Origin of the sequence: Enterococcus sp. 5B3_DIV0040 (assembly GCF_002140755.1) — a bacterium.
GTDB lineage: Bacteria > Bacillota > Bacilli > Lactobacillales > Enterococcaceae > Enterococcus_D > Enterococcus_D casseliflavus.
Window position 1 is genome coordinate 172,227 of the sequence record NZ_NGLC01000003.1, and the last position, 9,986, is coordinate 182,212.

Annotated in this window: 8 protein-coding genes; all 8 read left to right on the forward strand. The window is 34.2% G+C overall.

Going from position 1 to position 9,986, the window contains the following annotated elements; translation table 11 throughout:
* The first annotated feature begins 1,048 nt into the window (after positions 1 to 1,048).
* Positions 1,049 to 1,210, forward strand: a complete 162-nt coding sequence (locus A5883_RS19310; RefSeq protein WP_176324028.1) for a hypothetical protein — start codon at positions 1,049 to 1,051, stop codon at positions 1,208 to 1,210.
* A 233-nt stretch (positions 1,211 to 1,443) separates the two neighbouring features.
* Positions 1,444 to 1,941, forward strand: coding sequence for a hypothetical protein (locus A5883_RS18025; RefSeq protein ID WP_086339260.1), 498 nt, complete (start codon positions 1,444 to 1,446; stop codon positions 1,939 to 1,941).
* 248 nt (positions 1,942 to 2,189) lie between these two features.
* Complete coding sequence (locus A5883_RS18030) at positions 2,190 to 3,602, forward strand: amino acid permease (RefSeq protein ID WP_086339261.1); 1,413 nt, start codon at positions 2,190 to 2,192, stop codon at positions 3,600 to 3,602.
* Positions 3,602 to 6,100 carry a YhgE/Pip domain-containing protein gene (locus A5883_RS18035; protein WP_086339262.1) on the forward strand — a complete coding sequence of 833 codons (2,499 nt, stop codon included), beginning with the start codon at positions 3,602 to 3,604 and terminating at the stop codon, positions 6,098 to 6,100. The genes A5883_RS18030 and A5883_RS18035 overlap by 1 nt, the downstream gene beginning before the upstream one ends.
* Positions 6,093 to 6,653 carry a DUF308 domain-containing protein gene (locus A5883_RS18040; RefSeq protein ID WP_086339263.1) on the forward strand — a complete coding sequence of 187 codons (561 nt, stop codon included), beginning with the start codon at positions 6,093 to 6,095 and terminating at the stop codon, positions 6,651 to 6,653. The genes A5883_RS18035 and A5883_RS18040 overlap by 8 nt, the downstream gene beginning before the upstream one ends.
* A gap of 241 nt (positions 6,654 to 6,894) precedes the next feature.
* A complete protein-coding gene (locus A5883_RS18045) occupies positions 6,895 to 7,881 on the forward strand; it encodes a choloylglycine hydrolase family protein (RefSeq protein WP_086339264.1) in 987 nt (328 codons plus the stop codon).
* 22 nt (positions 7,882 to 7,903) lie between these two features.
* Positions 7,904 to 9,274, forward strand: a complete 1,371-nt coding sequence (locus A5883_RS18050; protein ID WP_086339265.1) for a glutamate decarboxylase — start codon at positions 7,904 to 7,906, stop codon at positions 9,272 to 9,274.
* Positions 9,275 to 9,315: 41 nt separating this feature from the next.
* Positions 9,316 to 9,975: a hypothetical protein gene (locus A5883_RS18055; protein WP_086339266.1), complete on the forward strand. Its 660-nt coding sequence runs from the start codon at positions 9,316 to 9,318 to the stop codon at positions 9,973 to 9,975.
* The last annotated feature ends 11 nt before the right edge of the window (positions 9,976 to 9,986 follow it).

Consider the following 9,986-nt stretch of genomic DNA (forward strand, 5'->3'; position numbering starts at 1 on the left):
TGATGAATAATCTAGTAAAAACGAGTATTGGTTTAGGTGTTGTCGCATTAGGAATTTTTTATGCAGGAAAAAAAACAGGAATCTTGCAAAATGAGTCCCAATCTTATGACAAACATAATACTAAATGTAGGCGAAAATAAAGGAGTGAGAACCATAAAAAAAGCAAAATAGTCAGAGTTTATGCGTCAATAAGGAAGCAACTATTTACTTTAATCAAGAAAAAATGGAAAGGACCAGATATTCATTTTTTTCATTGGAAAATCAAGTATCAAACGATGAAGCACTTAATCTTTCAATGACATATGATTATCAAGCAATATTATCAAATAGTAAATAACAAAGAAAATATTGCTTGTGATTGACGAATGCTTAATTATCGCATATTTGTTTACGGATCCGTAAACAAGGATATTGAATGCGTTAAATTCAATTATCTCATCAAAGATAATTCATCAATCAGTTAAATAGATTCGACAGTTTCGGTTGTTAGTCAAGATTAACTTTATTTCACTAATATTAAACCAAATGAAATTGTTATCTGCGGGTACATCGTATACTAACTTAGGATTGGGTAATTTTTTCAAACAAACTTAAATTAAAGTGAATGAAAAAAAGTAACCTAGAAAATTAATTGAATATATAGGAAAAATATAACTAAGATTAATTGATATTAGAAAAACGGAGTAGAGGTCATAGTAAGTATTTAAAATATTGTATCAGTTCATATGATTTATGCATCTGCATATTTAACAATTCAACCAAACTGAATGCAATCAAGTAGTTCTAAAACATTAAAAAGATTTGCATTTAATAGATGATTTGTAGAGCAAACTTAACGAACTATCTTTACTAACAATGTGTTATCCACTCAAGTGAACCCGGAGCATTCGATTTTTCGTATGTACGGATGTCTCAAGTATTTGAGATACCTCGTTATAATAATATCAAGATGTACTTAAAAACATTCAAGAGAATGTTTGCTTAATAGGAAAAAAATCATGCACTGCTTGAAAGGAGTCAAGCAGATGTAAAAAAGGAAGTAAACTAAATGAAATTTAAAACAAATGATCTAGAATATCGTGTAACATTCAATATAGATAAAAATCAATTTATAGTGTACCTAGCGTCAAATGAAATGGTTCAAGTAAGAGCAACAACAATTGAAGAAGCCATTTCTAAATTAGAACAAAAAAGTTTTCTGCTTACTTAACTAAGAAATTAATGATTATAGAGAGTTACATGTACTAACATGAAAAAATATTCTTTAACTAAAGAACAATGGATCTAGGAGAAATCTATTCCTTAAATATCTACAATAAAATTTCTATAGATGGCTGTAAAAAATTTTAAGTGCCAAAAACATTAAACCATTACCATCAGACATGTAAAGCAGTTAAAGAATACAGACAGTTGACTACAGTTACAAGGAAAGAGGAAAATAATATGAAAAAAATAGCATTAGTAACATTTTCGGATTCAGCAACTACTTATGAAGCCTTCTCACAAATGAAAAATATTAATAACAGTAATACCTTATATATCAAACAAGCCGCAGTAATTGAAAAAAATAAAGTAGGTACAGATATTACAATCAAAGATAGTGTTGACTACGTAAGTGGTAATCGTGTGGTCAAAGGGAGTTTAATCGGCATGTTGGTAGGTATACTTGCGGGGCCTCTAGGTGTTCTCTGTGGTTGGATTGTTGGAGATATTGCAGGTATGAGTACTAATTATTTGAAAAATAAAAAAACAATCACAGTTTTTGATAAAATCGCTGGTGAATTGAAAGGAAATCAAGTTGGATTATTGATATATATTGATGAAACGGACGAGACATTATTAAATACAATGATTGTCGAAAAGTACAACGGTTCAATTGAACGCTTTGACTATGAGGAAGTTCAAGAAGATATAAAAACTGCACAAAATCATTTAGATTAATTTTGATACTGATTAAATAGAATATTCTTGTCAAAAAGAGATCAGTTTTGTGCTGATCTTTTTGTTTTTAAAGTATTGTTCGAATAGTTCTCTCACTTCTACAATTCTTTTTATTGTTCAAGTAATGGAGTTTTTGTATGGTTTGTCTTTTATTTCGACAATAATCGCATAACATTACTTCCTGTTCATTAGTAAACTAAAAAAGAAAATAAAATAAAAATAGAAATGGATGAAAGGAATTTAAATACATGAAAAAAAACAGTATGTCAAATTTTTCGTTTTTTGCAATGACAGCTTCATTATTTGTTACTGTATATGAGTATCCTACGTTTGCAGTTGTGGGTAAAGCATTGGTTTTTTATTTATTACTCTGTGGATTCTTCTGGTTTTTACCAGTGTCCTTGTGCTCAGCAGAGCTTGCCACAATTGAGGGTTATCAAGAAGGAGGCATTTATAGTTGGGTTGGAAAACCACTTGGAGAGAAATACGGGTTTGCAGCGCTTTTCTTTCAATGGTTCCAAGTCACAGTTGGTTTTGTCACAATGATTTATTTTATTGTGGGTACATTATCGTACGTTTTGGAAATACCCGCAATGAATAATGATCCAGTGTTTAAATTTGTCTCAGTTGTCGGTATTTTTTGGATTTTGACATTCTTGCAATTACGGGGGACCGAAACAACTGCTAAAATGGCGAAATTAGGGTTCTCAGTCGGAATCATTCTCCCGGTACTCGTATTGTTTGGATATACTGTTGCATACTTTAAACAAGGACATGCTGTTTCGTCTCACTTTACACATTCGTCCTTCTTACCTAACAAAGGAAATATTGGAGCGTTGACCTCATTTGTCTTAGCGTATATGGGTGTAGAAGCTTCAGCAACTCACTTTTCGGACTTAAAAGACGGCAAAAAGAATTATCCAAAACTTTTGATGGTTTTAGTCATCGTTGGGATCATGATGAGCACGATTGGTGGCTGTGTCGTTTCAACGGTTTTAACAGGAAAAATATCTGCTAATCAAGGGGTTATAGATACGGCGACGCAATTGATGTCTCCAGGGCATGTCGGATTGTTAGTTAAAATTATAGGCTTTCTAACTTCATTCGGCATATTAGCACAAGTTAGTTCTTGGATTGTGAGTCCAACTGAAGGATTACAATTTGCAGCAAGTAAGCATTTGCTTCCGAAAAAGTTGGCTCAAAAAAATGCAAATAACGTACCAGTTAGAATTTTGATGATTCAAGGACTTATAGTAACAGTATGGGCTGCATTACTTACTTTTGGATCTAAGGGATCAGGTGGAAATGTTGGTTTTCAGACAGCTATTTCTTTAACAGTATTGATTTACTTAAGCGCCTATATTTTGTTCTTCGTAGCTTATTTCGTACTTTTATTTAAACATAAATCGCTTAACCGAGAATTCCAAATTCCTGGTGGTCAGTGGACTAAGGGAATCGTAGCGGGTTGCGGCCTATTGATTTCGATTGCTGCAGTTTGCACAGCATTCATTGTTCCTTCAACGGTACCAAAGGGTAAAAGTAGTTTATATCTTGTTAGTTTAATAGTTGGATTTGTAGTGACACTTGCTTGTCCATTTATTTTTTATCAGTGTTATAGCAAACGTCACAAGGAAGAACAAATATCAAGGGGTAGCGCATAATGAAGATGGCATTAAAAGAATTCAAAAATTTATTAAATAATAAAATCTTATTAATATCAGTTATTGCAATAACGTTTATTCCTATTATATATACTTCGGTTTTTGATAAATCGTTGTGGGATCCGTATGGAGGAATTAAAGATTTTCCTATTGCTTTAGTCAACGAAGACGAATCTGTTGAAATGTTGGGACAAAAAGTCAATGTTGGTGAGCAGGTTATTGATAATATTAAAAAAAACAAAGATGTCGATTGGCATATAGTAGATTCAAAAGAAGCTGCAGAAGGCATGAAAGATATGAAGTACTATACTATTGTGACAATACCAAAAGATTTTTCGCAATCAGCAGTTAGCATTATGGATAACGAACCAAAGAAAATGGAACTTATCTACACAACGAATGGTTCATACAATTATATCGGACAAGAAATCTCAGAGGTTGTTGCCAATGCATTGGAGATCAAAATTCGAAATCAAGTAGTAGAAGCATATGCTAGTGCTGTCGATCAGATAGCAAGCAAAATGATTGGGGCTATTAGTGAAGCTGCTTCTGGAGCAAATGAGCTATCTTCAGGTACAGGGCAACTTGAAACAGGGATAGATCAGTACACGAATGGTGTTTCACAAGCAGATATAGGTGCCAATAAATTAGCTTCGGGTACTGAACAGTTGGAATCAGCGGTTGGACCTTTGGCCAGCGGTGTCGACAAATTAGCGAACGGATCACAAGAACTTAGTTCAGCTTTAAACAAAGTCGAAGCAGGGATTCAAGCTAATCAAAACCGTATCAATCTATTAGATAGTGGACTCTCAAATTTATCAACAGCTGCACAAGATATGGCTGATGCTCTAGAAAATTTTGAAAATCATTTGAGTGAAGAAACGAGAATCAAGCTGAATGAACAGATTGAACGCGCACAAAATCAATTAGCAGAGTTAATTACAAATACAACGGCTTTAAATCAAGCTTCTATTGATGCCAATGAAATAGAACAACAAAATTCTGCGATTTCATCTAAATTACAGGTCATTGCTGGAGATCTAGGAACGGCTAACCAAACAATCACCAGCCAGATTAAAGATTTGATTCAAACTAATCAGGAATTATCGGAAGAAGCGAAAAATAGTTTAATTAGTAACATTAGCGGTATTGTGGATCAAAATTTAACTAACTTAAATCAATCTATCACCGCTCATATAAATGAAATTAATGGAAACTTGGATGCTTTGTCAACAATTACAGCACAATTGGCACTACAAGCAAGTGAAATGAGTCAAGTGGCTAGTAGTATGTCAAAAAATACAGCAAATGTTCAAGATACTTTATCAGCTATAAAAATTGGAAGTCAGCAGTTAGATGAAGCTATGGGGATTGTTCCTAAGGCTGAAGGTGCACAACAAATTATTGCCCAATTAAATCAGCTGAGCCAGATGCTGAATACAGCTGCTGAGGATATTCCATTAATGGAGTCAGCAGTACAACAACTTTCTTCCGGTAGTTCACAGTTAACTGATGGATTGGGTGAACTTAATAGTAAAATCCCAAGCTTGAGTAGTGGTGTCGAACAGTTGTATAAAGGTAGCGAACAATTAGATGCTGGATTGAACGAATTGAACAGCAAGTCACCAGAATTAGTTTCTGGTATTAAAAAACTTCAAGCTGGTGCAGCAGAATTAGCAAATGGATTAGACGAAGGGGTCGACAAGGCGGACAGTGTGAAAATTACTCATAAAACTATCAACCAGTTTGTAGATCCAGTATCCCTAGATAATGATCTTTACACTAAAGTAGACAACTATGGCGAAGCTTTAGCACCTTACATTATGTCATTGGCATTGTTTGTAGGATGTATGCTATTCAATTTTGTGTATCCAGTCAGAAAATCTTCTATGGATGGTCAAAGTAGTGGAGCGTGGTGGTTAAGTAAAGCAAGTTTGGGATTTGTAGTTTCATCCATGATGGCTATTATCCAAGTAACAATTATGCTGCTCTTAGGGCTACCAGCATATAGTATTCCAGCTTTATACGTTACAGCCCTCATTACTGCTTGGGCTTATATGGCGATTGTGATGTTTTTAGCAGTTACATTTGATAATCCTGGTCGATTTGTAGCAATGATTTTGTTGGTCTTGCAACTTGGCGGCGCAGCAGGGACTTTTCCAATCGAAACGCAAGGAAAATTTTTCCAGATCATTCATCCATTTTTACCAATGACTTATTCTTTATACGCTTTTAGAAATGCAATTGCCAGCGGAATAAGCCACCAATTGATTATTAAATGTTTTACAATATTAGTTTCATTGATAGTTTTATTTCTTATCTTTTTACGTGTGTCTATGGCTATATTGCAAAAAAAACATTTACGAGATGTTTCCTTATTAAATGATAATCAAAAAATGTTAGCTTTAGAGACAGATGACAAAGAACGTTTAGCAGAACAAATTAAAATAACAAAGAAAAAAGATAAAGTACATGAGAAGGAGATACATCATGAATAATAAAAAAAGTTTTATAAAATCTTATCGCTTCCTACAATTGTTGACTGGAATCATTTACTTGATTATGGCGATATTAGCCATGAGGTATTCAAAGGAAAGCGTTATTGCTTCTATTCAATTAGTCGGCGTATTTTCATTAATCAAAGGATGTTTTGAACTGATGAATCATCAAAAAATTGCACAAAGAACTAAACGCAAACAATATTCAGCACTTGTGATAGGCTTTGTGGATTGTATCATTGGATTGATCTTGATAGTGAATACAACGCTAGATGTTAGTTCATTATCAATACTTTTTGGATTTTGGTTTATCTGCGATTCAGTATTGTCCTTCTTCATGTTGGACTTGGCTAAACTGATTGCAATGCCGTATTACTACTTTTCACTGATTGTCGATTTGATTGGCTGTCTAATAGGTTTATTGCTTCTTATTGGTGGTGATACATTGATTATTGCAGTACCGACATTGATAGGCAATTACTTCCTGCTTTTTGGAATGGCCAAAATCATAGGTGGGATCATCAATAAAGATGATTTGCACAGTGTGAAGTAGTTTCTTCCAGTTAATAAGGTCTTGAACGCCCATGACGGATATAGTCATGGGCTCTTATTTTGAAATCAAGTAGGGGAAATAACCAATGTACATACTTAAGCCATTAGTAGAGAAATTCTGAGTATAAAAGTATTAAAATTGGCGCAATAAACGACAACATCTAAACAATCATACCAATGATTTCCTCTTAAAATATTAATTGTAATAACAAAACAAAAAATCATAAAAGGAGAAATAGAATATGTGTACAAGTATTTTTACAAGAACAAAAGACCGGAAACATCTTTTGGCAAGGACAATGGATTTCTCATATCCCTTAAATGTTACACCACTTTATATTCCTCGTGATTATTCATGGACATCAGCGAGTGATCAAAAGGTCTGGAGCAATCAACTAGGCTTTTTAGGAACAGGAGAACAAATTTCAGGTAACTATTTCGTTAGTGATGGCGTCAACGAAGCTGGAATTTCAATTGCAGAACTTTATCTTCCTGGCGAAGCAGTTTACCAAAAAGAAGCAGAAACTGACAAAATTAATATTTGTCCCCACGAGTTTATTCTTTGGGTATTAGGAAATATTCAATCTTTGGATGCTTTAGAAGAACAATTACCGTTAATAAATTTAGTTAGTCGTCCTGTTCCTGAATTAGGATTCGTTACACCGTTGCATTGGATTATTTCAGATAAAAATGGTCGAGTAATCGTGATTGAACCAACTGAAAAAGAATTATACTTTAAAGAAAATCCTGTTCGTGTTATGACAAATACACCGCATTTAGAATGGCATATTCAAAATCTCAGAAATTATTTAGGTGCGCAGCCAAAACAACTTCCATCAGTGACATTTGACTCTTTTGAAGCAACCCCTTTTTCTCAAGGAACAGGGACCTCAAGCTTGCCCGGTGGATATACTCCTCCTGAACGCTTTGTCAGAGCTGCATTTTTCAAAGAATATATCGATCAAGCGGAGAATGAAGAAGAAGGCGTTATGAACGCATTGAATATCTTGTCTACTGTCAGCATACCTAAAGGAATTGTACTAAAAGAAACTGGTGACCAAGATTATTCTCAGTTTATTAGTATTATGTGCAACGAGACAAAATCAATCTATTATAAAGACTATGATAGTAATAGTGTTACAAAAGCAATGATTACCGAAAAATTACTTGAAGAGTCAACTGTACAAAAATTCCCAGTTGATCGTAACCTTATAATTAAATCTGTCTAACCAATATTTGGAGGAAAAATTAATGACTAACAACACACCACTGTTCGGCACCAAACAATCAAGTGAAGATGTTATTTTAAAAAAATTGAGAAAAAAGCCAGTACAACCAGAATTAGCCTATCGATTAATTAAAGATCAATTGATCGATGAAGGAAATGCTCGCCAAAATATGGCTACGTTTTGTCAAACGTATATGGAACCCGAAGCAACGAAACTAATGACAGAAACATTTGAAAAGAATGCTATTGATAAATCTGAATATCCAAGTACCGCACAAATAGAAAAAGCCTGTGTAAATATTATTGCAGATTTATGGCATGTTCCCGATCAAGAAAAGATGATTGGTACATCAACTGTTGGGTCAAGTGAAGCATGTATGCTCGGTGGCATGGCGATGAAATTTAAATGGCGTAATGAAGCCATTGCTCGCGGATTAGATGTACAAAAGAAAAAACCAAACCTTGTAATTTCATCAGGATTTCAAGTATGCTGGGAAAAGTTCTGTGTATACTGGGATATTGAAATGCGTACTGTACCGATGGATAAGGAACATATGAGTATTAATATCGACAAAGTTATGAATTATGTTGATGACTATACCATTGGAATTGTTGGTATTTTGGGAATCACTTATACAGGAAAATTTGATGATATCAAAGCTTTAGACCAGTTGGTTGAAGATTATAACCAAGAAAATGGTCGCTCACTAGGAATTCATGTGGATGGTGCAAGTGGAGCGATGTTCGCCCCCTTCGTATTTCCAGATTTGGAATGGGATTTCCGACTAAAAAATGTAGTGTCAATCAATACTTCTGGTCACAAATATGGTCTGGTTTATCCAGGTGTCGGATGGATTGTTTGGCGAGATCGAGTATATTTACCGGAAGAATTGATCTTTAATGTAAGCTATTTGGGTGGGCATATGCCAACTATGGCGATTAATTTTTCTCGTGGAGCGAGTCAAATTTTAGGTCAATACTATAATTTTTATCGTTATGGCTTTGATGGTTACCGAGATATTCACAAGCGTACCCAAAAAGTAGCAATGAAAGTAGCTAAAGCAATAGAAGAGACAGGTTTATTCGATATCTATAACAATGGCGAGAATATCCCACTTGTTTGCTACAAATTGAAAGACGATCAACAAGTGGCTTGGACTTTGTATGACTTAGCTGATCGCTTGCAAATGAAAGGTTGGCAAGTTCCAGCTTATCCATTGCCTAAAGACTTGGATGAAGTTGTTATTCAACGTTTCGTTTGCCGAGGAGATTTTGGAATGAACATGGCAGAGGAACTTATCAATGACTTTAATTCCTCTATTTCTGAACTGACCAAAGCAAATGTTTCTATGCATGCTAATGAAGGTCCCCACACTCATGGCTTTACACACTGATTAAAGAAGGTAAAATAAAAATATTATTGGAGGAAAAAATAATGAAATACAGTAAAGGACTAGGAATTGCAACCGTGACCATCGGAATGTTTTCCTTATTAGGCGCATGTGGGAAAGTAGAAGAAACAAGTAAAATTGCTGATGTATCAGGAACAGAGGTTTTATACACAGACGATTCTGGTGATGAAGCAGTCGTAGGTGAAGGGTATCTTAAAGATGATGGCTATTTTAAACAAATCGTGTCGACAAATATTAATCCAAAAATAAAAGACATATTGTCTTATAATACTAACTATGAAAATGATGATTGGGATGCGATTAATCTTAATATTGATCATATGAAGCTAGTCACAGTTGATCACTATGAAGATACGGAGGATGACACATATAAAACTCTCCTCTCATTAAAATATAAAATGTATCTTAAAGATAATACTTATCGTTTTGTGTCACCAGATCATGCTGAAATTGTACTTGCTGATGGCTCAAAAGTTGAAGCTGATTTTTTCACAAATACATGGGATGATGAATTTACTAAATCAAATGACCATAAAGACGGCTATATCCACTTTAAAGTGAAAGATGAAGAAAATCTTCCTGATATCACAGCAATTGAGATTACTTTTCATGCAAGAAATGAGGATAATGATATGATAGAGCATACGTATACCGTTAAGTTCCCAATTGAATCTGAAAATTAGTAAATATACAC

Excerpts from the sequence above, each read along its gene's own strand:
- A5883_RS19310 (WP_176324028.1), top strand. The coding sequence starts at position 1,049 with ATGAAATTTAAAACAAATGATCTAGAATATCGTGTAACATTCAATATA.
- A5883_RS18025 (WP_086339260.1), top strand. The coding sequence starts at position 1,444 with ATGAAAAAAATAGCATTAGTAACATTTTCGGATTCAGCAACTACTTAT.
- A5883_RS18030 (WP_086339261.1), top strand. The coding sequence starts at position 2,190 with ATGAAAAAAAACAGTATGTCAAATTTTTCGTTTTTTGCAATGACAGCT.
- A5883_RS18035 (WP_086339262.1), top strand. The coding sequence starts at position 3,602 with ATGAAGATGGCATTAAAAGAATTCAAAAATTTATTAAATAATAAAATC.
- A5883_RS18040 (WP_086339263.1), top strand. The coding sequence starts at position 6,093 with ATGAATAATAAAAAAAGTTTTATAAAATCTTATCGCTTCCTACAATTG.
- A5883_RS18045 (WP_086339264.1), top strand. The coding sequence starts at position 6,895 with ATGTGTACAAGTATTTTTACAAGAACAAAAGACCGGAAACATCTTTTG.
- A5883_RS18050 (WP_086339265.1), top strand. The coding sequence starts at position 7,904 with ATGACTAACAACACACCACTGTTCGGCACCAAACAATCAAGTGAAGAT.
- A5883_RS18055 (WP_086339266.1), top strand. The coding sequence starts at position 9,316 with ATGAAATACAGTAAAGGACTAGGAATTGCAACCGTGACCATCGGAATG.